At 71.4% G+C, this 20,943-nt stretch carries 26 protein-coding genes and 1 tRNA gene; 10 read left to right on the top strand and 17 right to left on the bottom strand.

Annotated elements, in window-relative coordinates; genetic code table 11:
• Positions 1-6: 6 nt before the first annotated feature.
• The 4 genes from FLW16_RS33180 to FLW16_RS33170 all read right to left on the bottom strand — a co-directional run bounded on the left by FLW16_RS33180 (position 7) and on the right by FLW16_RS33170 (position 1,571).
• Positions 7-276 (bottom strand): ester cyclase, encoded by a 270-nt coding sequence (locus FLW16_RS33180; protein WP_260615852.1) that lies wholly within the window; start codon positions 274-276, stop codon positions 7-9.
• Positions 237-482, bottom strand: coding sequence for a hypothetical protein (locus FLW16_RS45590; RefSeq protein WP_260615839.1), 246 nt, complete (start codon positions 480-482; stop codon positions 237-239). Before FLW16_RS45590 ends, FLW16_RS33180 begins: the two co-directional genes overlap by 40 nt.
• Positions 479-805 carry a TULIP family P47-like protein gene (locus tag FLW16_RS33175; protein WP_185949702.1) on the bottom strand — a complete coding sequence of 109 codons (327 nt, stop codon included), beginning with the start codon at positions 803-805 and terminating at the stop codon, positions 479-481. Before FLW16_RS33175 ends, FLW16_RS45590 begins: the two co-directional genes overlap by 4 nt.
• A gap of 217 nt (positions 806-1,022) precedes the next feature.
• Positions 1,023-1,571 (bottom strand): PadR family transcriptional regulator, encoded by a 549-nt coding sequence (locus tag FLW16_RS33170; protein ID WP_142564130.1) that lies wholly within the window; start codon positions 1,569-1,571, stop codon positions 1,023-1,025.
• Between the two features lie 94 nt (positions 1,572-1,665).
• On the opposite strand from FLW16_RS33170, the gene FLW16_RS33165 reads away from it, so the two are divergent.
• Positions 1,666-2,223: a hypothetical protein gene (locus FLW16_RS33165; RefSeq protein ID WP_142564128.1), complete on the top strand. Its 558-nt coding sequence runs from the start codon at positions 1,666-1,668 to the stop codon at positions 2,221-2,223.
• 14 nt (positions 2,224-2,237) lie between these two features.
• Positions 2,238-3,557: a carotenoid oxygenase family protein gene (locus FLW16_RS33160; RefSeq protein WP_185949701.1), complete on the top strand. Its 1,320-nt coding sequence runs from the start codon at positions 2,238-2,240 to the stop codon at positions 3,555-3,557.
• Positions 3,558-3,579: 22 nt separating this feature from the next.
• Here FLW16_RS33160 and FLW16_RS46045 read toward each other — a convergent pair whose 3' ends face one another.
• Positions 3,580-5,091, bottom strand: a complete 1,512-nt coding sequence (locus FLW16_RS46045) for an N-acetylmuramoyl-L-alanine amidase (protein ID WP_142564126.1) — start codon at positions 5,089-5,091, stop codon at positions 3,580-3,582.
• A 189-nt stretch (positions 5,092-5,280) separates the two neighbouring features.
• Here FLW16_RS46045 and FLW16_RS33150 point away from each other — a divergent pair, with 189 nt between their 5' ends.
• The gene (locus tag FLW16_RS33150) at positions 5,281-7,215 is read left to right on the top strand and encodes a family 10 glycosylhydrolase (protein WP_142564124.1); all 1,935 of its coding nucleotides are present in this window, start codon (positions 5,281-5,283) and stop codon (positions 7,213-7,215) included.
• Here FLW16_RS33150 and FLW16_RS33145 read toward each other — a convergent pair.
• The 5 genes from FLW16_RS33145 to FLW16_RS33125 all read right to left on the bottom strand — a co-directional run bounded on the left by FLW16_RS33145 (position 7,212) and on the right by FLW16_RS33125 (position 11,174).
• Complete coding sequence (locus FLW16_RS33145) at positions 7,212-7,946, bottom strand: metallophosphoesterase (RefSeq protein WP_142564122.1); 735 nt, start codon at positions 7,944-7,946, stop codon at positions 7,212-7,214. The genes FLW16_RS33150 and FLW16_RS33145 overlap by 4 nt on opposite strands.
• A 159-nt stretch (positions 7,947-8,105) precedes the next feature.
• Entirely contained in the window at positions 8,106-8,570 is a 465-nt protein-coding gene (locus FLW16_RS33140) for an SRPBCC family protein (protein ID WP_142564119.1), read from the bottom strand.
• Positions 8,571-8,694: 124 nt separating this feature from the next.
• Positions 8,695-9,486: a helix-turn-helix domain-containing protein gene (locus FLW16_RS33135; protein WP_260615833.1), complete on the bottom strand. Its 792-nt coding sequence runs from the start codon at positions 9,484-9,486 to the stop codon at positions 8,695-8,697.
• A 78-nt stretch (positions 9,487-9,564) separates the two neighbouring features.
• Entirely contained in the window at positions 9,565-10,314 is a 750-nt protein-coding gene (locus FLW16_RS33130) for an ABC transporter permease (RefSeq protein WP_142564115.1), read from the bottom strand.
• Positions 10,311-11,174 (bottom strand): ABC transporter ATP-binding protein, encoded by an 864-nt coding sequence (locus FLW16_RS33125; RefSeq protein WP_142564113.1) that lies wholly within the window; start codon positions 11,172-11,174, stop codon positions 10,311-10,313. Before FLW16_RS33125 ends, FLW16_RS33130 begins: the two co-directional genes overlap by 4 nt.
• A gap of 132 nt (positions 11,175-11,306) precedes the next feature.
• Between FLW16_RS33125 and FLW16_RS33120 the strand changes: the two genes are divergently transcribed.
• The 3 genes from FLW16_RS33120 to dnaN all read left to right on the top strand — a co-directional run bounded on the left by FLW16_RS33120 (position 11,307) and on the right by dnaN (position 14,605).
• Positions 11,307-12,806, top strand: coding sequence for a sensor histidine kinase (locus FLW16_RS33120; RefSeq protein ID WP_260615832.1), 1,500 nt, complete (start codon positions 11,307-11,309; stop codon positions 12,804-12,806).
• Positions 12,797-13,444 (top strand): response regulator transcription factor, encoded by a 648-nt coding sequence (locus tag FLW16_RS33115; protein ID WP_142564111.1) that lies wholly within the window; start codon positions 12,797-12,799, stop codon positions 13,442-13,444. The genes FLW16_RS33120 and FLW16_RS33115 overlap by 10 nt, the downstream gene beginning before the upstream one ends.
• Positions 13,445-13,513: 69 nt before the next feature.
• Positions 13,514-14,605, top strand: coding sequence for a DNA polymerase III subunit beta (gene dnaN, locus FLW16_RS33110; protein WP_142564109.1), 1,092 nt, complete (start codon positions 13,514-13,516; stop codon positions 14,603-14,605).
• Between the two features lie 73 nt (positions 14,606-14,678).
• Here dnaN and FLW16_RS33105 read toward each other — a convergent pair whose 3' ends face one another.
• The 6 genes from FLW16_RS33105 to upp all read right to left on the bottom strand — a co-directional run bounded on the left by FLW16_RS33105 (position 14,679) and on the right by upp (position 18,737).
• Positions 14,679-15,368: a FadR/GntR family transcriptional regulator gene (locus FLW16_RS33105; RefSeq protein WP_139575507.1), complete on the bottom strand. Its 690-nt coding sequence runs from the start codon at positions 15,366-15,368 to the stop codon at positions 14,679-14,681.
• A gap of 97 nt (positions 15,369-15,465) precedes the next feature.
• Positions 15,466-16,788: a helix-turn-helix domain-containing protein gene (locus tag FLW16_RS33100; RefSeq protein WP_142564107.1), complete on the bottom strand. Its 1,323-nt coding sequence runs from the start codon at positions 16,786-16,788 to the stop codon at positions 15,466-15,468.
• 138 nt (positions 16,789-16,926) lie between these two features.
• Positions 16,927-17,457, bottom strand: coding sequence for a PH domain-containing protein (locus FLW16_RS33095; RefSeq protein WP_139575509.1), 531 nt, complete (start codon positions 17,455-17,457; stop codon positions 16,927-16,929).
• The gene (locus FLW16_RS44055; protein ID WP_167748364.1) at positions 17,454-17,630 is read right to left on the bottom strand and encodes a hypothetical protein; all 177 of its coding nucleotides are present in this window, start codon (positions 17,628-17,630) and stop codon (positions 17,454-17,456) included. The genes FLW16_RS33095 and FLW16_RS44055 overlap by 4 nt, the downstream gene beginning before the upstream one ends.
• A 75-nt stretch (positions 17,631-17,705) precedes the next feature.
• Entirely contained in the window at positions 17,706-17,924 is a 219-nt protein-coding gene (locus FLW16_RS33090; protein WP_142564105.1) for a hypothetical protein, read from the bottom strand.
• Positions 17,925-18,098: 174 nt separating this feature from the next.
• The gene (gene upp, locus FLW16_RS33085) at positions 18,099-18,737 is read right to left on the bottom strand and encodes a uracil phosphoribosyltransferase (protein ID WP_142564103.1); all 639 of its coding nucleotides are present in this window, start codon (positions 18,735-18,737) and stop codon (positions 18,099-18,101) included.
• A 138-nt stretch (positions 18,738-18,875) separates the two neighbouring features.
• Here upp and FLW16_RS33080 point away from each other — a divergent pair, with 138 nt between their 5' ends.
• From FLW16_RS33080 to FLW16_RS33065, 4 genes are all read left to right on the top strand, one after another.
• Complete coding sequence (locus FLW16_RS33080; RefSeq protein ID WP_030508646.1) at positions 18,876-19,364, top strand: tRNA adenosine deaminase-associated protein; 489 nt, start codon at positions 18,876-18,878, stop codon at positions 19,362-19,364.
• A 15-nt stretch (positions 19,365-19,379) separates the two neighbouring features.
• The gene (locus FLW16_RS33075; protein ID WP_142564101.1) at positions 19,380-19,862 is read left to right on the top strand and encodes a tRNA adenosine deaminase-associated protein; all 483 of its coding nucleotides are present in this window, start codon (positions 19,380-19,382) and stop codon (positions 19,860-19,862) included.
• A 17-nt stretch (positions 19,863-19,879) separates the two neighbouring features.
• Positions 19,880-20,347, top strand: coding sequence for a tRNA adenosine(34) deaminase TadA (gene tadA, locus FLW16_RS33070; protein ID WP_221891412.1), 468 nt, complete (start codon positions 19,880-19,882; stop codon positions 20,345-20,347).
• A gap of 61 nt (positions 20,348-20,408) precedes the next feature.
• Positions 20,409-20,493: transfer RNA gene (locus tag FLW16_RS33065), tRNA-Ser, on the top strand.
• 141 nt (positions 20,494-20,634) lie between these two features.
• On the opposite strand, the gene FLW16_RS33060 is transcribed toward FLW16_RS33065, so the two are convergent.
• The gene (locus tag FLW16_RS33060; protein ID WP_142564099.1) at positions 20,635-20,931 is read right to left on the bottom strand and encodes a type II toxin-antitoxin system VapB family antitoxin; all 297 of its coding nucleotides are present in this window, start codon (positions 20,929-20,931) and stop codon (positions 20,635-20,637) included.
• Positions 20,932-20,943 lie beyond the last annotated feature (12 nt).

The following is a 20,943-nucleotide window of genomic DNA, read 5'->3' as shown; positions in this document are numbered from 1 at the left end:
CACGGGTCAGTCGACCTCGGGCCAGTCCCAGCCGAGCTGGAGGAACAGGCCCAGGCGGTCGCTCACCGCGCGCATCTCGGAGATCTTCCCCTCCCGCAGGGTGAGGATGAAGATCGCCTCGACGGTGAAGGAACGGTGGGTGGGCTCCGGCATTCGCGGGTGAGAGCCGGAGTTCACCCCCGACATCGTCAGCCGCACGGTCACCCGGTCGCCCTCGCCGATCATCTCCTCGACCTTCAGATGAAACGGGTCGAACGCGGCGAGCTGCTGGGCGATCGCGTCGAACGCCGCGCCCGGCCGTCGGTGACGCTCAGCACCGCGACGTGCCCGGGGTCGTCCGGCGCGAGGCTGCGCGAGTAGCAGAACGCCGAACGGACCGGGTCCAGCCGGCCGCCCTGCCCCGGTGCGACCAGGTTGACCTGGGCGAGCGCGTACGACAGCGCGGTGGCGTGCGCGACCAGGTGCTCGGCGACGGCGCTCACGACGATGTCCCGCCCGGTCTCCCCGAGCCGGTCGAGGACCTTCGCCGGGCCGGTGAGCGCCACAGGGTGACCACGCCGGGCACGGGCACGTCGCCCGGCCGACCGGCCCTGGTCAGGTCGAACGCGAGGTCCCTGGGCCGTCCCACCTCACCCGGCAGGAGGTGGAGGGAGACCGTCACCACCGCGGTGGCGCCGGTGAGCTCGATCACGTCGCCGGATCCCCCCGCGACGCCTCCCGCGACGATCGGCAGGGCCAGCCGCAGCAGGTCTCCCGGGTCGCCGGGCAGGACGCGCCATGCCCCCAGACGCGCAGATAGATCCATGGGTCGTCCCCGTCCGCCGCTGTCATCCCCGTGCCGCCCTGCGGCGTCCCGCGTGCTGCGGGACGCCGCCACGACCGGGTCACGGGCTCCGCACCGGCCCCCGCCGGCGCCCCCGGAGCCGTGACCCCGCTTCCCCCGCACCGCGCCCCGATCGCGGTATGGCAGGAGCATGACCCGGCCGGATCGCCATCCGATGTATGCCGAGTTGTCGTGCTCGTCAGGAGCGTGGGCGGGGGTCCTCCTGCTCCAGCGCCGCCACCCGTCCGGCGGCCCACTCGGCCCAGTCGCGCTGCGCGGCGGTCAGGCGCAGGCCCCACTCCAGCGCGATGTCGCCGTACAACCGCAGCGCGTCGTCGCCCTGGCCGATGACGAACTCGCGGATGCCGAGGAGCTGGTCGTGCTCGTGGACGGCACGCTCGGCGAGCCGCTCCAGGTAGCCGCGGGCGGCGCCCGTGCCGACCTGGTCGAGGAAGAAGACCCGTAGCAGCATGTCGCTGCGCCGGTTCATCGTGGGCGGCACCTCGACCAGCCAGTGGCGCAGCTCGGCCCGGCCCTCCTCGGTGATCTCGTATTCCTTCCGCCCGCGCGGGCCCTCCGCCACGACCCGCACCAGCCCTTCCTTGGCCAGCCGGCCGAGCTCGGCGTAGAGCTGGCTCTGGGTCGCGGGCCATACGTTCTCCAGCGACAGCTCGAAGGTCTTCAACAGGTCGTAGCCGCTGGCGGGCCCGGCCGACAGGAGGCCGAGCATGGCATGACGAAGGCTCATGGGTCCGATCGTACATTCCTGTGTTGACATGTCGCCAGTGGAGGTTCTACTTTCGACATGTCACTAGTGGAACGTCGAATCTAAGGAACCCCCCGTGCTCCGTTACGTCCTCACCTTCCTCCCCTGGATCGCCTTCGCCGTTCTCAGCACGAACGGTGAGGCCAGATTCGGAGCCGCGGCCGCCCTCCTGGTGTCGCTCGTGCTGCTCGCCGTCGACCGCCGGGCGGGGCGCGGATGGGACGAGATGGTCATCGAGCTCAGCTCGGGGGTGTTCTTCGCCGGTCTGACGCTCGCCGCGTTCACGGTCACGCCGGCGCCCTTCGGCGAGTACGGCCCGGCCGTCTCGGTGGCCTGGCTGGCGCTCACCGCCTGGGGGTCGCTGGCCATCCGCAAGCCGTTCACGCTGGGCATCGCCCGCCGGACGACCGCTCCCGAGGTGCACGCGACCCCGCTGTTCTACCGCGTCAACGCCGTCATCACCGCCGTGTGGGCGGTGGGCTTCACCCTCAACGCCGTCGGCCTCGCCCTGCTGCTCGCCTTCGCCCCGCACGCCACCGCCGCGATCATCGCGGTGAAGGTCTGCGGCTTCGCGCTCCCCGCCCTGTTCACCATCCGCTACCCCCAGATCGTCCGCGCCCGCTACGCCGCCTGAAGGGAATCACCGACATGACCGCCTCCTACCTGACCGGCCGCCTGGCCCCCGTGCCCGACGAGATCGACGCGATCGACCTGCCGATCGAGGGCACGCTCCCGCCCGAGCTCACCGGCCGCTACTTCCGCAACGGGCCCAACCCCCGCCCCGGGGAGGACCCCGGGCACTGGTTCGTCGGCCACGGCATGATCCACGGCGTCCGGCTGCGCGACGGACGGGCCGAGTGGTACCGCAACCGCTGGGTCCGCACCACCCGCTTCGCCGGCGCGCCGTACGTGCACGAGCGCGGCGTCGACCTCGCGGCGGTCCCCGCCAACACCCACGTGATCCGGCACGCCGACAAGATCCTCGCGCTCGTGGAGAACGGCCTGCCGTACGAGATGACGCCGGAACTCGACACGGTCGGCCCGTGCGACTTCGGGGGGCGGCTGGCCACGGCGATGACCGCGCACCCGAAGGAGGACCCGATCACGGGGGAGCTGCACTTCTTCGGGTACGGCTGGGCCAGGCCCTACCTCACCTACCACCGTCTGTCCGCCGCAGGCGAGCTGGTGGAGAGCCGGCCGGTGGACGTGCCCGGGCCCACCATGGCCCACGATTTCGCGATCACGAAGCACCACCTGGTGTGGCTCGACCTGCCGGTCGTCTTCGACTTCGACCTGGTGGGCCGCGGCATGCCGTACCGGTGGGACGACGCGTACGGCGCGCGGCTGGGCGTGATGAGCCGCAGGACCGGTGACGTGCGGTGGTTCGAGATCGACCCCTGCTACGTCTTCCACGTGGGCAACGCGAGCGAGGACGAGCACGGGCGCCTCGTCGTCGACGCGGTGCGCTACTCACCGGGGGCGTTCTGCGGCTTCTGGCCGACCATCGGCGGCGCGGTCAACCCGGCCGCCCACACCGGGGGCGCGGCCCTGCACCGCTGGACGCTCGACCCCGCCACCGGCGTCGCGAAGGACGAGCCGCTCGACGACCTGGACGTGGAGTTCCCCACGATCAACGAGACGCGCACCGGCCTGACCAGCCGTTACATCTACGCGGTCAGCAAGGGCGCGATCGTGAAGTACGACACCGCGAACGGCACGAGCCGGGCGCACCAGACCGGCGAGCGCTCGCCGGGCGAGGCCGTGTTCGTCCCCGCCTCGGGCGCCAAGGCCGAGGACGAGGGCTGGCTGCTGTCGATCGCGGGCACCGAGCACGGCGCCGAGCTGCTCGTGCTCGACGCGTCGGACCTGGCCCAGGTGGCGTCCGTACGGCTGCCGCGCCGGGTGCCCGCCGGGTTCCACGGCTCGTGGATTCCCGACGAGATCCCCGGCGACATCCTCCGCGCGTGAGCCGTACGGACGCGCACGGGGATCAGACCCGGGTGACCCGGACGGCGTCGGCCACGACGTAGCCCGTGCCGGAGGTCCAGCGGCTGACGCCGACGGCGTTGTAGGTGCCGGCGTTGAGGGAGAACGTGCCCAGGCTGCGCCAGGTGCCGCCGCCGGAGCGCTGGTCGACGTAGACCGTCTGGTTGCCGCTCGACGTCGCCACGATGTACGGCGCCGAGGAGTTGTAGCCGGGGTCGGACGGATACCAGACCTCGACCCGGTAGGTGCCGGCGCTGGGGACGGCGACCTGATACCAGGCCGGGTCGCTGGCGGCCACGGGGTTCGCGAACCGGTAGTCGGCGCCGTAGCGCTGGCCGGAGTAGGACGAGGTGCCCCAGTTGGCGCTCGCCGTGAACTGGCCGCTCGAGTTGTCGACCGTGGCCGACCACGACGGGGTGCCGCCGCCGGTCACGTAGTTCATGTAGGTCGTCCAGTTCCAGTAGGAGCCGGGGTCGGTGTGGGTGGCGCCCGGCACCTCGTTGTGGCCGATGATGTGCGCGCGGTCCTTCGGAATGCCGTACTTGTCGCAGATGGCGCGGGTCAGCGCCGCCGAGGCGCGATACATGGCGTCGGTGAACCACGAGGCGTCGCTGATGTACCCCTCGTGCTCGATCCCGATGGAGCGGGTGTTGTAGGACCAGTTGCCCGCGTGCCAGGCGATGTCCTTCTCCCGCACCGTCTGCGTGATCTCGCCGTTCGACGACTTCACCACGTAGTGCGCCGAGACCTGGGCGGCGGAGTTCTGGAACCAGGAGATCGTGCCGGCGTACGAGCCCTGGGTCACGTGGATGACCACCCGGTCGATGGCGTAGCTCGACGGGCGGCTCGAGGCGGTGTAGTTGGCGGAGCTGGCCGGCACCCACGCGGCGGGTCCGTAGTCGGTGCTGAGCGTCTCCACCGGTGAGTTCAGGTCGCGGACCTTGGCGTAGGCGCCGCGGTCCGCGGTGACCTCCCGAGGCGCGACCGTGACGCCGCGGGCCTTGATCCCGAGACCGAGCTGCTCGTAGACGGAGTCGGCGTAGAGGCGGGCGACCTCGGGCGAGGCGGCGTTGGAGTACCTGGCCACCGCCTGATACCAGCGGCCGGCGTCCTTCCTCGCGGTCTCGTCGAGGCCGAGCTCGTCGGCGTGGGCGCGCAGCAGGGCCGCGCCGCCCATGACGTTGGCCTCGGTGCCGGAGCGCAGCGTCTCGGCGGGCAGCCCGGTCAGCTCTGCGGCCTTCTCCAGGGCGTGGACCGTGGGGTTGCTGACCAGGTGCATGACGCCGTAGCCGCCGCTCGCGCTCGGCTTGCCGCCGTGGTCGTCGAGGTGGGTCTCGGCGTAGGCCACGGCGACCAGCAGGTCGCGCGGCACGTCGTGTGCGGCGGCGGCGCGGTCGAACGCCGCGGGGAGCGGGGTGGGCCCGGCCGCCACGGCGGGGCGTCCGGTGAGGACGAGGACGAAGGCGGCGAGGGCGGTGGCGGTGAGTGCGGCTAATCGGGTGAGGGGGAGACTCATGCGGGGCTCCTGGTGAGGGGGGTGACGGCTGCACGGTATGCCAGTTCTGACACGATGTCGATAATTGACATCACAGCTATGTAAGAAGAAACTTTCCGCCTTCACCGTCGTGCCGTGACCGGATTTGGGCCCCCTCCGATCGGGTGAAGACTATTGCGCGGTCAAGGGAAGGCATTGAAACTTCCCTTCGTGACCACGCTCCCGCGTACCCTCCTGGCCACGTTCATCGTCCTGGTCGTCACTCTCGTCACTCCCCGGTCCGCGGCCGCGGCGGCCTGCGCCACGGACCCCGCGACGCCCAAGCGGCAGCTGCGCGCCATGTGGATCTCCACGGTCGCCAACATCGACTGGCCCAGCCGCACCGGCCTGAGCGTCTCCGCGCAGCAGGCCGAGCTGCGCTCCTGGCTCGACCTGGCCGTCAGCAGGCACATGAACGCGGTGATGGTGCAGGTGAGGCCCACCGCCGACGCCTTCTGGCCCTCGCCGTACGAGCCGTGGTCGCAGTGGCTGACCGGCACCCAGGGCCGCGACCCCGGCTACGACCCCCTGGCGTTCCTGGTCGCCGAGGCCCACGCCCGCGACCTGGAGTTGCACGCCTGGTTCAACCCCTACCGCGTCGCCAACGACGACGATCCGGCGAAGCTGGTCGCCACCCACCCGGCCCGTGTGCATCCCGACTGGCGCTTTGCGTACGGCGGCAAGCTCTACTACAACCCCGGCATCCCCGAGGTCAGGGCCTTCATCGAGGACGCGATCACGGACGCCGTCACCCGGTATGACATCGACGGCGTTCACCTCGACGACTACTTCTACCCCTATCCGGTGAGCGGCGAGGCCCTCCCCGACTCCGCCACCTTCAGCCGGTACGGCGCGGGCTTCTCCGACGTCGGCGACTGGCGCCGCGACAACGTCGACCGGCTCGTGCGGGAGCTGGACCAGCGCGTCCACGCCGCGAAACCATGGGTGTCCTTCGGCGTCAGCCCGTTCGGCATCTGGCGCAACTCCGCCACCGACCCTCTCGGCTCCCGGACCTCCGGGCTGCAGTCGTACGACGCGATCTACGCCGACACCAGACTGTGGGTGAAGCAGGGCTGGGTGGACTACGTCGCGCCGCAGATCTACTGGCACATCGGCTACGGCCCGGCGGCGTACGAGGTGCTCACCGCGTGGTGGTCCGACGTCGTCAGGGGAACCGGCGTCGGCCTGGTCGTCGGCCAGGCCGCCTACCGGGTCGGGGCGAGCGGCCAGGACGCCGCCTGGCAGGACCCATCCGAGCTCAGCGACCACCTCTACGACAACAGGAAGCACCCCGAGGTGGCCGGCGACGTCTACTTCAGCGCCAAGGACGTCAGGGCGGACCGGATCGGCGGCTTCTCGGCCCTCGTGTCGGCCCACTACTCCAGGCCGGCGCTTCCGCCCGCGCGGGGCACCGGTGGGGTGCCCGCGGCCCCCTCGATCACCTCCGCCGTCCGCACCTCGACCGGGGTCGCCCTCTCCTGGCAGGGCAACGGCTCCTCGTACGCGGTCTACCGGGTCGACGGCGCGGTCCCGACGGCCGACCCGTGCTCCTTCGCCGACGCCCGCAACCTGCTGACGACGACCAGGCAGACGAGCTACACGGACACCACGGCCACCGGCACCGCCACCTACTACGTCACCGCGCTCGACCGGTGGCGGCAGGAGAGCGCGCCCAGCGGCGGTGCGACGTCCACCGGGGCGTCCGGCATCGTGGTCGACAACGCCGGGACGTCCTTCAGCGCGGGCTCGGCCTGGGGCGTCTCGGCCTACTCCGCCCAGCGGTACGGCGCCGACTACCGCTTCGCCACCCCGGTGGCGGCCAGCGATCCGGCCTGGTTCACCGCCACGATCCCCAGCGCCGGGAGCTACCGGGTCGAGGTCTGGTATCCGTCCGACCCGGGCTACAACAGCGCGACGCCGTACATCGTGGCGACGTCGAGCGGCAGCCGTACGGTGTCGGTGGACCAGCGGACGGGCGGTGGCCAGTGGCGCTCGCTCGGCACGTTCACGCTGACCGCGGGGACCTCCAAGGTGGTCGGCGTGAGCCGGTGGACCTCCGCCACCGGCTATGTCGTCGCCGACGCCGTCCGCATCACGAAGGTCTAGGGGACCGGCCGGTAGTGGGTGGTGACCCGGCCGTCGTCGAGCACGTGCAGGGCGACGGCCGGCGGCAGGTCGTGGTCGACCGGGGGGTGCGCCGAGGTCTCGGACGGCAGCAGCGCGGTGCTGACCACTCCCGGCGCGACCAGCAGCGGCAGCCCGGCGAACGTCGTCGCCGCCGCCGTGTGGGCGTGCCCGGCCAGCACCGCGATGGCGTGCGGGTGCCGGCCCAGGACCTCCGCCAGCCCCTCCGGCCGCCCGAGCCGGATGTCGTCCACGTACGGGATGCCGAGCGCGACGGGCGGGTGGTGCATGCCGACGAAGGCGGGGACGCCGGGCGTTGCGGCGAGCACGGAGTCGAGCCAGGCCAGGGTGTCGTCGTCCAGTGCGCCCTCGGGCCGGCCGGGGATGCTGGAGTCGCACAGCGCGATCGTCGCGTGGTCGAGGTTGAGCGCCTGGTTGACCGGGTGGTCGCCGTCCTGCTCCAGCAGGACCTTGCGGAGGTTGCCCCGCGCGTCGTGGTTGCCCGGGCACAGCACGAGCGGCACGTCGTCGCCGGCGATCAGCTCGCGGACGGTCTCGTACTCCTCCATCGCGCCGTGGTCCGCCAGGTCGCCGGTGAGCACGATCGCGTCGGGCCGCAGCGACCGCGCGTAGGTGAGCGCGCGGGCGGCGCGCGAGGTGTTCCGCTCGCTTCCGTCGATGTGGATGTCGCTGACGTGCGCCAGCACGAGCATGTGATACCTCCGGGCGGATGGTGGGAGCTCCAGCTTCTCACGCGAGAGAGCGGCGGTCAGGACCGCGAACATCGCGGTGTGACGCGTTTCTCATCGAGATCGTGACAGGAGGATGTCACCGGCTCGACCACATCCGGCGCGCGGAGTCGCTGGAGTCGTTCACACACCGTGCGTAGACCGCCCGGACAGCCGTTCGGCGAGGATCCGGGCCCTGGCGAGCTGCACCTTGCGCGCCTGGCCCGCCGCGAACCCCATCACGAGCCACGGCGCGCTCAGGTCCAGCCGGTCGTCCATCCGCGTGCCGCCGGCCTCCGGGGACAGGTCGAAGCGGTAGCCCATCCGTACGCCGCCGGGGCTGCGCACCTGTCCCCGCACCGACAGCCCCCCGGCCAGGCGCTCGGTCAGCAGTGTGACGGCGATGGGGTTGTCGTACTTCAGGCCGAGGAAGCGGAACCGCTCGATGGAGGTGTAGCGCACCACCCCCGGCTCGGAGGTGTCGACGTCCCGCACGGCGACCACGAGCGGTGACAGGCCGATGTAACTCTCGGGCGTCGTGAGGTGCTCGAACACCTTCTCCGGCGCGGCGTCCACGTGGAACGTGTTGGTCAGCACCCGTGTGGGCACCCTGGTCTCTCCCCCCACCCCGGTCTCCCCCCCACCCCGGCCTCCCCCTGATTCGGGCACGGCTTGATGGGGGAATTGTGGCAAGACCGGATCGCCACACGGACGCCGGATGATCTCTGGACGATCACGAAGAGGTGCCGCGCAGGAACGCGGCCGTCGCGGGATCGGCCGGGTAGAACGACTCGATGGCCAGCTCGGAGACCGTGATGTCGAGCGGGGTGCCGAAGGTCGCCACGATGCTGAAGAACGACAGCTCCCGCCCGGCCCGCCGCACGCGCAGCGGCACGAGGATGTCTCCGGGGCCGGGCAGCTCCACCTCGGGTTCCGGCTGGTCGCAGGGGTAGTCGCGCAGCTCGGCGTACAGCTCGCTGAGCTGCGGGTCGGCGGTGAGCGTGATCTGCCGGCGCAGCCGGCCGAGCAGGTGCGCCCGCCACTCGCCCAGGTTGACGATGTGCGGGGCGAGTCCTTCTGGGTGGAGGCTTCCCCGCAGCACGTTGCTCAGCAGGTCGGGGTCGATCCCCTCCGCGAGCAGCCCGATGCCGTCGTTGGCGTCGACGAGGTTCCATACCCGGTCCACCACCACCGCCGGGTAGGGGTCGTGGGCCGACAGCAGCCGCCGGATCGCCTCGTACACCGCCGCCATCTGCGGCGAGGCGAGCGACGACTCGGTGTAGACGGGGGCGTATCCGGCGGCCAGCAGCAGGTGGTTGCGCTCGCGGAGCGGAAGGTCGAGGTGCTCGGCGAGGTGGAGCACCATGTCGCGGCTTGGCGTGGCCCGGCCGGTCTCCAGGAAGCTAATGTGCCGAGTGGAGATCTCGGCGCGGTTGGACAGTTCCAGCTGGCTCAGCCGCCGGTGCTCGCGCCACTGGCGCAGGAGCTCCCCGAACGGCCGCTGATAGAGCGTTGCGACGGTCACGCCCTGGACGCTATCCGGTCGCCGATCGGCCCGGCGATTACCCCCGAGGTAGGCGCCGGGCCGCCAGGGCCCCATCGGCTACTCCCAGCGGAACAGCCGGGCCGCGGCGAGACCCGCGGCCAGCGCCCAGCCCGCCAGTACGGCGAGGTGGAGCGGCTGGGGGGCGTGCCCGCCCAGGGCGTCCATCAGTCCCTGCCCGAAGGCGCCCGTGGGCGTGAAGTCGCTGACCCGGCGCAGGATTTCGGGCATGAGCGGCCGGGGCAGCCACATCCCGGCGAGGAACAGCAGGGGGAACATGAGGGCCGAGCCGACTCCCTGGACGACCCGGGCGTTCGGCGCCACGGCGGCCAGCAGCAGGCCGATGGCGAGCATGGTGAGCGAACCGAGGACGAAGACCCCGGCGAACGTCCATGGCGAGACGGGGAACGGCACCCCGAGGACCAGGTGACCCAGCACCAGCGTCAGCGTGGTGGCGACCACGGACACGACCACGTTGATCACCAGTTGGGCCGTCAGCAGCGCGCCCGGCCGCACCGGCGTGGTGGACAGCCGCCGCAGCACGCCGCGTTCCCGGTAGATCACCAGGCTGCCCGGCAGCACGCTGAGCCCGAGCGTCACGACCGACAGCAGCACCATCATCGCCGTGAAGGGCGCGTCCACGAGCCGCTGCCCGCCGAGCGACGGATCCGCGTCGCGGAAGCCGGGGATCGTCGTGCCGAGCCCCAGCAGCAGTCCCACCGGCAGCACGATCGCGAAGAACACCGCCATCGGCTCGCGGAGGAAGAGCCGGGCCTCCACGGCCGCGAGTTTTCCGAACGCTTTCGTCATGACTCCTCCTTGCCGGTGAGAACGAGGAACGCGTCGTCGAGGGTGGTGCGCTCCATGCGCAGCCCCCGGGTGCGGGACGGGGGCAGCACGGCGGTGACGGCGCTCAGCACGTCGCCGGTGCCGGTGACGGTGACCTCCGCGCCGTTCCTGGTGACGGACGCCACCTCGGGCAGCGCCCGCAGGCCGTCGACGGGATCGTCGGTCTGGAAGATCAGGCGCTGCTCGCCGCCGGCGCGGGCGACCAGCCCGGCGGGGGTGTCCACCGCCCGCACCCGCCCCCGGGAGATGACCGCGACCCGGTCGCACAGGCGCTCCACCTCCTCCATGAAGTGGGTCACCAGCAGCACGGTCACGCCGCGTTCCCTGATCCGCGAGACCAGGTCCCACGTGTCGCGGCGGGCCTGCGGATCGAGGCCGGTGGTGAGCTCGTCGAGTATCGCGACGCGCGGGCTTCCGACCAGCGCGAGCGCGACCGACAGCCGCTGGCGCTGCCCGCCGGACAGCTTGCCGAAGGGCGCGCGGAGATCGAGCCCGGCCTCCACGGCCAGGGCCCGCCAGTCGGCCGGACGGGAGTAGAACGAGGCGTAGAGCGCCAGCGCCTCCCCGACCCGGATCTTGTCGGGCAGCGAGCACTCCTGGAGCTGCACGCCGACCTGCTCCTTCAGGTCCGCGTCCACGGTGACGGTGCCCGCGGTGGGGGTGCGCAGCCCGGCGACGCACTCGACCGTCGTCGTCTTGCCTGCCCCGTTGCGGCCCACGATGCCGAAGACCTCGCCCTCCTCCACGGAGAACGACACGTCCTCGACCGCCACCTTCGTTCCGTACGCCTTGCGTAGGTGGTCCACGGTGATGATTGCCATGGCCAAGACGCTAGGAATCGGACGGTCCGCGGAGAATGCGGCTGCGGACCCGATGGGGGTGCACTTTCCTCCACCCCCATCGGGCGGCTTCGGCCACTGTGCCGGCCCGGCGCCGGCCTCCAGACTGGACCCGTGACCTCAGCTCGCCCGACCCTCATCGCCCTGCTGCGGAGCGCCGCTCTCGCCGGCCTCGCCCTGCTGGGCCTGGCCGCCGGCCTGGTGGTGCTGGCGGCGGTGCTGCTCACCTTCCTGGTCGGCCTGGTGCCCGTCTTCCCCCCGGCCGTACGGCTCGCGCGGGCCGTGACCCGGCTGCAACGCGGGCTGGCCGCCCGCTGGTCGGGCATACCGATCGACGACCCGTACCGGCCCGCGCCGCCCCCGCCGGTTCCGCAGGCCGACGGCTGGTACCGCGACGGCCGCACCCTGTACAAGAGGCCCACGATCCCGGCCTTCAACAAGCGGTGGAACTGGATGACCAAGGATCCCGCCACCTGGCGCGACCTCGCCTTCCTGCTCTCCGCGCCGTTGGCCGGCGGTTTGGTGGCCGCCGCTCCGCTGCTCGCGGTCGCGTACGGCGTCGCGTGGGCGGCCGGAGGCGACCCGGTGATGGGCGCGGTCTGGATCCTGCTCGCGGTGATCGGCGCGCGCTGGTACGCGCCGTGGGCCGTGCGCCTGCACGGCCAGGTGGCGGCCGCGCTGCTCGGGCCCACCGAGAAGGCCAGGCTGGCCCAGCGGGTCAGCCTCCTGGACGCCGCCCGCACCGAGGCGGTCGACTCGCAGGCCGCGGAGTTGCGCCGGATCGAGCGCGACCTGCACGACGGCGCCCAGGCCCGTCTGGTGGCGATCGGCATGACCATCGGCGCGGCCGAGCAACTGCTGGAAAGCGACCCGCAGGCCGCCCGGGCGCTGCTCGGCAAGGCGAGGGAGGCCTCGGCGACCGCGCTGCAGGAGATCCGGCGGCTGGTGCGCGGCATCCATCCCCCGGTGCTGGCCGAGCGCGGCCTCGGCGACGCCGTACGCGCCCTCGCCCTGGACAGCCCGCTGCGCACCCACGTCACGGTCGACCTGCCCGAGCGCGCCTCCGCCCCTCTGGAGTCCGCGGCGTACTTCGCGGTCAGCGAGCTGCTGGCCAACGCCGCCCGGCACGGCGACGCGACCGAGGTGTGGGTGGACGTGAGCGCGCAGGGCCCGGCGCTGCGCGTGACGGTGACCGACGACGGTCACGGCGGCGCGGACCCCGAGCAGGGCACCGGTCTGCGCGGCATCGAGCGCAGGCTCGGGGCGTTCGACGGCGTCCTCGCGGTGAACAGCCCGGTGGGCGGCCCGACCACGGCCGTCATCGAACTGCCCCGGGCGTTCCGGGTGCGGCCGGCGCCGACGACCCCGTGGCGCTACTTCGGCCGCCTGTGCTGGGGGCTGTGGCCGATCGCGCTGTTCCCGCAGGGGCTGGTCGCGATGGTGTTCAAGCTGGTGGGATCGCCGGTGAAGTCGTGGTTCCTCGGCCTGTACGTGTCCGAGCCCTTCCAGTGGCCGGTCATCGTGGGCATGATTCTGCTCGGCGGCGGCCTGCTGGCCGTCGCGCTGGCGACGACGGTGCGGACCAGGGAAGCGGAGGGCGGCACGTGCGGGTAGTGCTGGCGGAGGACCTGCACCTGCTGCGGGAGGGTCTGGTCGCACTGCTGCGCGCGCACGGCTTCGAGGTGGTCGCGGCGGTCGAGTCCGGCCCCGAGTTGCTCGCCGCCCTGGTCGGCGAGCGTCCCGACGTGGCCGTCGTGGACGTGCGGCTCCCGCCGACCTTCACCGATGAGGGGCTGCAGGCCGCCCTGGCCGCGCGGCGGCAGGTGCCCGGCCTGCCGGTCCTCGTGCTCTCCCAGCACGTCGAGCAGCTGTACGCCAGGGAGTTGCTGGCCGACGGGTCCGGCGGCGTCGGCTACCTGCTGAAGGACCGGGTGTTCAACGGCGAGCAGTTCGTCGACGCCGTACGCCGGGTCGCGGGCGGCGGGACGGCCATGGACCCCGAGGTGATCGCCCGGCTCCTGGCGAGCAACGCGCGCAACGAACCGCTCGGCCGCCTCACCCCCCGGGAGCGCGAGGTGCTGGAGCTGATGGCCGAGGGCAGGTCGAACGCCGCGATCGGGCAGCGGCTGTTCCTCAGCGACAGCGCGGTGGGCAAGCACACGGCGAGCATCTTCACCAAGCTCGGCCTGGCGCCCTCCGACGACGACAACCGGCGCGTCCTCGCCGTGCTCGCCTTCCTCAACAGCAAGTAGGGCACGCCGGGATTGTCGGTGCCGGGCGCTAGTTTTGGAGCCGAGTCGTGGCACAGGCAGGAGGTCGGGATGAAAATCCAGGTTAACCGCGACGTTCTGGCCGACGCGGTGGCGTGGGCGGCGCGGGTGCTGCCCGCCCGGCCCGCCGTGCCCGTTCTCGCGGGCCTGTTGCTGGAGGCGGGAGACGACCTGCGGGTGTCCGCCTTCGACTACGACGTCTCGGCCCGTGCCGACGTCGAGGCCGACGTCGCCGAGCCGGGGCGGGTGCTGATCCCCGGGAAGGTCCTGGCCGAGATCACCCGGAGCCTGCCCGCCCGGCCCGTCGAGATCGTCAGAAGCGGGTCGGAGGCGGTGCTCACCTGCGGCAGCGCGGAGTTCGGGCTGATCACGATGCCCGACGAGGACTTTCCCGTGATGCCGCCGATGCCGCCGAAGGTCGGCGCCGTGGGCGGGGGCGCCTTCGCCACCGCGGTCGGGCAGGTGGCCGCCGCCGCGAGCCGCGACGACACGCTGCCCATGCTGACGGGCATCCGCGTGGACATCGAGGGCGTGCGGGTGTCGATGGCCGCCACCGACCGCTACCGCATCGCCGCCGCCGAGTTCCTGTGGCATCCCGAGCGGCAGGACGCGGAGCACGGCGTGGTCGTGCCTGCGCGGGTGCTGGTCGAGGTGGCCCGGTCGCTGCGCGGCGGCGAGGTGGCGATCGGCCTGGGCGACAACGTGGCGGGTTTCGAGAGTCAGGGGCGTACGACGACCGTGCGGCTGCTGGACGACCAGTTCATCGATTACCGGTCCCGGCTGACCGCGCAGTGGACGATCCACGCGGACGTGGAGGTGGGACCGTTCGTGGAGGCCGTCAAGCGCGTCGTGCTGGTCGCCGAGCGCAACGCCGCGGTCCGGCTGTCGTTCTCCCAGGGACAGGTGCTGATCCAGGCCGGGGGCGGTGACATCGGCAGGGGCGCGGAGGTCGTCGACGCCGAGCTGGAGGGCCCGGACATCCAGATCGCCTTCCAGCCCCACTTCCTGCTCGACGGGCTGGCGGGGGTCGAGACCGGGCGGGCGCGCATCCACATGGACTCGCCGACCCGCCCCGCGCTGATCACCGACGAGGGCGAGGACCCCGGCTTCCGCTACCTCGTCATGTCCCTGCGACTCGGCTGAGCCGTGCTCGCCTGACTGTGCTCACCTGATGGGCCCGCGGGTGCCGTTCGTACGGACCCGCCGGGCGGGGGGCTCAGGAGGTGAGGGTGGCGGAGTCGGTGAGGGCGATGAGGATGTGCTCCATGCACGCGTGACCGGCCCGCTCGGCCGCGGTGGCGTCGCCGGCGGCGATCGCGCGCACGATCGCGTCGTGGGGGATGTAGTTCTGCTCCAGGGAGCCGCCGGCGGCCGCGATGCTCGCCCGCAGCGCCGCGGAGAAGTCGACATAGAGGTCGATCAGCACCCTGTTGTGCGTGGCCTCGACGACCGCCACGTGGAAGGCGAGGTCGGCCTCGACGAACGCCTCGGGGTCGCCGTCCGACCATGCCTTCTCGCGCGCGGCCAGCGCGGCCTCGATCGACGCGACGTCCTCGTCGGTCCGCCGCGTCGCCGCGAGCCGGGCCGCCTCGACCTCCAGGGCGCGCCGGACCTCCAGGATCTCCAGCTGCTCGGCCGCGCGCAGCCGCCTGGCCATCGCACCCGACAGCTCGCTGGTGGCCCGCACGTACGTGCCGTCGCCCTGGCGACACTCCAGCAGCCCGGCGTGGGTCAGCGCGCGGACCGCCTCACGGACCGTGTTCCTGCCGACTCCCAGGTGCTCTGCGAGCACCGTCTCGGTGGGAATCTTGGCATTCATCTGCCAGGAGCCGGAGGTGATCTGCTCCTTGAGCTGGTCGATCACCTGGTCCACGAGAGACGCCCGCTGCGCCGTCCGCAGGCTCACGTCAGCCTCCTTTGGGTTGCCAATCATCCGATGATGGAATGAGTGGTAGACCCTCATTATTCCAGAGCCTCCAGAACAAGTCCGGAGCCCCAGGAGGCTATCGAGCGAGCACCGTCGTGGTCATGGAGCCCGGTATGTTCACGCGGATTCCGACCGCTTCCAGAGCTCTACGATATGCCCCTGACTGCCGGTCGAGGGCACCGGCCTGACCCCACAGGTCGCCGAGCATGCGCCAGGCCCGGGCGGTCTCCCGGTCGGGCGCCTCGCCGTCCAGCAGGTCGTGCGCGTGGTCGAGCGCGACAGCCGGATCTTGGGACCGTGCCAAAGCGATCTCGGCCAGGACCATGTTCGCGGTCGCCGCGGTGGTCCCCTTGACGCCGTCCAATAGATCCAGCGCCTGACCGGCGAGTTCGGCTGCGGATTCCGCGTCTCCGGTCCGGAACCGTACGAAACTCAGCACCACGAGGCTCCGCGCGTGATCCTGCCGCTCGGCCGGGAACCCCGCGAAGACGTCCGCCGCGGACTTCGCGAGTTCGTTGGCTCGGTCCAAATCGGCGCCTTCGGGATCCGCCGCGGTGATGCGAGCCCAGTGCATCGCGATGCGTGCGCGGCGCACGGCGATCCGGGCCGGACGGCCCGCCGCGAGGGCGTCCTCGGCGAGCTGCACGGCCAGCGCCGAGTCCTCGCCTTCGGCCGCCGTGACGCTGGCCTGCCACAGCGCGAGGATCTCCGCGCTGCGGTCGCTCGCGTGCGCCGGGCCCGCGGTCGACAGCACCCGCTCGACGTACGGCAGGCCGGTCTCGGCCTCCACCAGCGCGAGCGCCAGCTCGACGGCCAGCTCGCCCTCGATCACGCCGAGCCGGTCGATCTGGCCGAGCGCGTGGGCGCCGAGGTCGCGCGCCCGCAGCCGGTCGCCGGCCCGCTGGTAGCAGCGGCACAGCGCGACCGTCAGCGGCAGATCCGCAAGGCGCTCGGGGTGCGCGGAGGCCTCGCGGCGCAGCCGCTCGTACGCCTCGACGGCCCGGCCGATGCGGCCCTGGGCCTCCAGCGCCCGCGCCACACCGAGGCGCGCGTGGGCGGCCAGCATCGCGTTGTCCTCACCCGCCGCCTTGACGATCTCGCCGAAGCGGTCGGCCGCCACGGCGGGATCGCCGTGATACAGCTCGAGCTCGGCATGTCGCAGGCCGAGCTCGGTGTCGATGCGCTGCCGGGGTTCTATCCCGTGGAGCAGGAACTCGGTGGTGCAACCGAGCCGCTCGGCGAGCAGCCGGGCGACGACCGGTGTTGGCGTCCGCTTTCCGGACTCAATGAGTGAGACGTAACTGTCGGACAGGTCGGGTCCGGCCAACTGGGCCTGTGACATGCGCCTGCTCAACCGCAATCCGCGGACGCGGTCGCCGATGGTTCCCTGACTCGGCATCTGGTCTCTCAGGGCGGGGGAAGGGTCAATAGTGTCGCCATAATGGCACGAAGCGACCGAATCGTGTAACCCTCCGTCAAGAATCACGACGATGAAGGTTCGATCACGGTGTCGAGATATCGGACGGCGGACCGTCGGTCAGTCGTCGTCCCCGTCCTTGCTGGGGAAGATCATCTGGCAGACCTCGAGGTACAAGGTCTCCGGATAGGGGATGTGGGGGACGGTACGCAGGGCCTGATCCTGGCCGGCCGACTCCATCACGAACTCGCCGTAGCCGAGCATGCGGCCGAGGAGCGAGCGCTGGAAGCTCATGTCGGTGACCTTGCTCAGGGGCATCATCGCGACCTTGCGCGTGATGAGGCCCGTGGTGAGAAGCATGCGCTGGGAGGTGACGACGAAGTAGTCGACCGACCACTCCGCGACCTTCCAGACGAATCGAACCAGCAGGAGGAGCCAGGCCCACCAGACGAGGGCGAGGGCCTGGCTCGCACCGTTGTCGCTCAGGAACTTGCTGAGGATTCCGGCGAGGATGAGCCCACCGAAGATCTCGGCGACCGGGCGCAGGAGGACGGCGGGGTGACGCCGGACCATGATGACTTGGTGTTCGTGGGGGAGGAGGTAACGGTTGACCGACGACGGGGCCGAATCCCCGTGGGTCACAAGTCTCATGTCAGGGTGGCGAAGAACTGCGCCATCGAATCGGCCGCGCTGACGATTCCTGTGAAGGCCCCGTGGACCGTGTGGGCCGCGTCAGTCGGTCTCGTGAGCAGGTAGAACCCCGCCGACACGATGAGCGTCCACTTGATGACTTTCTTCGCCTGCACCGCCGTCACCACTCCCATGACCAATACATTACCCAGACGCCCCGTTTGGTAAAGCGGCTAACCGCCAACGGGTTTTCGTGATCGTGACGGCCGTCAGCCGCGCTCCGTCGCGGCGGTCGCCAGGACCCGCAGATGCTTGCGGGCGATGCGCTCGACCAGTGCTGGGTGCGCGTGTCCGGTGACCTCGATGGCGCCGTGGTGGGCGGCCTGAACGCACCGGGTCACCGTCGCGGGAGGATGCACCCCCGCGAACTCGTCCCTGAGCAGGGCCTCGAGCTGTTCGTAGTGCTCGTCGGCCGGATGCTGGATCATCGCTCTCCCTGGTGGCGCGCCGCTCGCGAGAGCGCGAGGTGACGTCGTCATCACACTGCGTACCCTACTGGGCGCGCAGTGTAACCAGGGGTGAGATGCGGACGGACCGCGCGGATAGGAAGGGAAATCAGACCCCGGGGAAATCAGGCCTCGGGAAATCAGGCCCCCGGGAAATCAGACGACGCCGTACAGGCGGTCACCGGCGTCGCCGAGGCCGGGCACGATGTAGCCGTTCTCGTTCAGCCGTTCGTCGAGGGCGGCCGTCACCACTCGGATCGGGCGGTCGCCGCCGCGGAACGCCTCGTCCAGGTACGCGATGCCCTCGGGCGCGGCCAGCAGGCAGATCGCGGTGACGTCCCGGGCGCCGCGGTCGAACAGGAAGTGGATCGCCGCGGCGAGGGTCCCGCCCGTCGCGAGCATCGGGTCGAGCACGTAGCACTGGCGGCCGGACAGGTCCTCCGGCAGCCGCGTGGCGTAGGTCTGGGCCTTGAGCGTGGACTCGTCGCGGATCATCCCGAGGAAGCCCACCTCGGCGGTCGGCAGGAGCCGGGTCATCCCGTCGAGCATCCCCAGCCCCGCGCGGAGGATCGGCACCACGAGCGGCACGGGGCGCGCCAGCCGTACGCCGCGGGCGGGGGTGAGCGGTGTGTCGACCGTCACGTCGGTGACCCGGACGTCCCTGGTGGCCTCGTAGGCGAGCAGCGTGACCAGCTCGTCGGCCAGGCGGCGGAACGTCGGCGAGTCGGTCCGCACGTCGCGGAGAGTGGTGAGCTTGTGGGCGACGAGCGGGTGGTCGACGACGAGGGTCTCCATGGGAACAGAAGTTACCGTCTCCTGGGCAAACCCTCGACGTCGGCTGAGTCTTTGATCACGATTTGGAGTGAGCACCGTACGGTACGACTCCGATTCTGCGACCATTGCCTGCGTGAAGACCGTGCGGTGGGGAAGACGATGACAGACGTGGACACTCTTGACTTCGCCATCGTCGTCTATCGCGAGGAGGACCGCTGGGAGGCGGAGATGCTCCCGGTGGCGCTGACCTCCGACCTGGACGGACTCATTCACGCCCTCCGCCAGACCCCCAGCATGGGAACCACGATTGGCATGGTCGCCGTAGGGGATGACTTCTTCGTGGCGTTACGGGTCTTCGGCGAGCAGGTGGACGTCTTCCTCTCGGACATCACGGCCGCCTGGGAGTGGCCGCTGGCGCAGCAGGTTCTCGAATACCTCGACGTGCCCGTGCCCGAGGAGGAGGAGCTCGACAGCGTGCTTCCCGCCGGGGACCTGTCCATCTTCGCCGACCTCGGGCTCGACGAGATGGAGCTGGGCGCGCTGTCAGGCGACCTCGACCTGCTGCCCGACGAGGTCCTGTCCAGCATCGCCGCGCGGCTGGGTTTCTCCCAGCCATTCGAACGCGCCGTCGACGCCGCCATCGGCTGACCTGGGGAGACGGCAATGCCCTCCAGATCCAACCTTTTCTCCGCCGGTTTCGCCCGCATCGACGGCCGCTGGGCCGGCGCCGAGGTCGATCTCGGCGAGGCCGAGATCGCCGACGATCTGAGCGACGCCCTGCAGGAGGCCCTCGGGCTCAACGGCGACGAGCTCGCGCTGCTCTGCGTGGAGGTCGAGGACGAGTGGTTCGCGATCATTCGCTATGAGGGCGACCTCGACCCTCGCGTGTTCATCTCCGACGCGCACGCCGTGCAGAACGACCCCCTGGGCGAGATCTTCGCCGAGCTGGCCGGCGTCGTGGTGGACAAGGACGCGCCCGACCTCGGCATCCGCCCGGTCGGCGACCTGGAGCTGCTCGACGACTTCTCGCTGAGCGCGGAGGAGCTCGTGGAGCTCAGCATGGAGGAGGGTGTGCTGCCCGCCGACATCCTCTCCCTCATCGCCGAACGGCTCGGCTTCGCCGACGAGCTCGACCGCCTGCGGTGACCGGCTCGCCGCCGGACATGTACGAGGCCGCCATGCGGCTGGCGCTGGCGGAGGCCGTACGGGCGGGCGGGCGCGGCGAGGTGCCGGTCGGCGCCGTCGTGCTCGGCCCGCCGCGGCCGGGCTCGGTGGTGGGAGAGGTGCTGGCGGCGGCGGGCAACGACCGCGAGGCGAGCGCCGACCCCACGGCCCACGCCGAGGTGCTCGCCCTGCGCGCGGCGGCGGCGCGGATCGGCGACTGGCGGCTGACGGGCTGCACGCTCGTCGTCACGCTTGAACCGTGCACGATGTGCGCCGGCGCCGCGGTCCTCGCCCGGGTGGACCGCGTGGTGTACGGCGCGGTGGACGAGAAGGCCGGGGCCGCGGGATCGCTGTGGGACGTCCTGCGGGACCGTCGGCTCAACCACCGGCCCGAGGTGGTCATGGGCGTGCTGGCCGGCGAGTGCGCAGCCGTGCTGACCGAGTTCTTCTCGGGCCGCCGCGCCTGACTCGGCGGGCGGACGGAAACGGATGCACGCGCAGTGGTGTTCGTCCGGTAAGCTGCTGCGCGGTGGAGTCGCCTAGTGGCCGAGGGCGCACGCCTCGAAAGCGTGTGTAGGGCAACCTACCGTGGGTTCAAATCCCACCTCCACCGCTCGACCTGAGAGCCGCCGATCCCGATCACAGGGGTCGGCGGCTCTTTCGCGTCCCGGGGTCACCGGCCTGGCACGGCCGGCCAGAGCGCGCGCGTAAGGCTGCCGAAGCAGTCAGGCAGAGGATCTCGCCCGGAAAGCGTCTAGTCCTGCAGCTCCAGCACGCGGGCGTGCAGCACCGAGCGCTGGTGGAGGGCGGCGCGCAGGGCGCGGTGCAGGCCGTCCTCCAGGTAGAGCTCGCCCTTCCACTGCACCACGTGCGGGAAAAGATCGCCGTAGAAGGTCGAGTCCTTGGCGAGCAACGAGTGCAGGTCCAGCACCGCCTTCGTGGTGACCAGTGTGTCGAGCCGGACCTGCCGGGGCGGGATCTGCGCCCACTCGCGGGACGACAGTCCGTGCTCGGGATAGGGCCGTCCGTCACCGACCAACTTAAAGATCACGGTATGTAGTTT

Origin of the sequence: Microbispora sp. KK1-11, from assembly GCF_006874435.1 — a bacterium.
Lineage (GTDB): Bacteria > Actinomycetota > Actinomycetes > Streptosporangiales > Streptosporangiaceae > Microbispora > Microbispora catharanthi.
Note: the sequence above shows the minus strand (reverse complement) of the source record. Positions and strands in the feature narration are given on the sequence as shown.